This window comes from Prevotella sp. AM42-24 (genome assembly GCF_003461825.1).
GTDB lineage: Bacteria > Bacteroidota > Bacteroidia > Bacteroidales > Bacteroidaceae > Prevotella > Prevotella hominis.
The window spans coordinates 1-675 of sequence record NZ_QTXV01000176.1 but is presented as its reverse complement, the minus strand read 5'-3'; the positions used below and the strand labels follow the sequence as shown (position 1 = coordinate 675).

Genomic DNA, 675 nt, shown 5'->3' with positions numbered 1-675 from the left:
GTTGAGAAATACGTTGAAGTTCTCACAACTATCTCGGTATGCAAATAAGCAAGCCACAACTAAATTGCCACGTTACACCCAATCAGTTGCATGGCTGCACTCAGTACACTTACTTTGCACCCGACAATCGGTCAATGGTGCATACCGTGACCACTATACCAACAATTTAAACAAGTTAAGCTATGGCAAGAACAAAAGAAACGAAAATGTCTCCTGAACAGCAGGAGAAAATGACACAGGAGGTGGTGGCTTCGCTTCAATCATCCACTTATGGTAAAGACTATGCCCAAGAACATAGCTCTTTCTTTGAAGAGGTGGAGAACTCCGATTTAGAAGTTGTGACAGAGAATGTGGCTGCAACAACCTCCTGTATGGAGGACGAGCTAACAAACGAGGCTCAATCGCCACCGAATCCGCAGAAGCGCATCAGCGGCAAGCAGCGCAAGGCGACACTGGAGGAGTATCAGCAGACATTCCTCCAAGTTCCAAGGATTGACGACCGCAAGCCAGTCTTTGTCAGTTCCGATGTGCGAGACCGTCTTGATCGTGTCGTCCGCATCCTCGGAGGGAGACGCATGAGCGTATCGGGCATCATCGAGAACATCGTGCGCCACCACCTAAGCCTTTATGAAGAGGACTTCGAGGCTTGGCGCAAATTGTGAGAATTAAGGTCTG

Annotated in this window: 1 protein-coding gene and 1 pseudogene; both read left to right on the top strand. The window is 48.4% G+C overall.

Annotated features, from left to right (window positions below; translation table 11 throughout):
• A pseudogene (locus DW917_RS18010) lies at positions 1 to 217 on the top strand (hypothetical protein); the annotation flags it as partial.
• Entirely contained in the window at positions 183 to 662 is a 480-nt protein-coding gene (locus DW917_RS17000; RefSeq protein WP_117988923.1) for a DUF3408 domain-containing protein, read from the top strand. The pseudogene DW917_RS18010 and the gene DW917_RS17000, both read left to right, overlap by 35 nt.
• The last annotated feature ends 13 nt before the right edge of the window (positions 663 to 675 follow it).

What these genes read in the sequence shown, in the direction of transcription:
- DW917_RS17000 (WP_117988923.1), top strand. Translation starts at nt 183, where the DNA reads ATGGCAAGAACAAAAGAAACGAAAATGTCTCCTGAACAGCAGGAGAAA.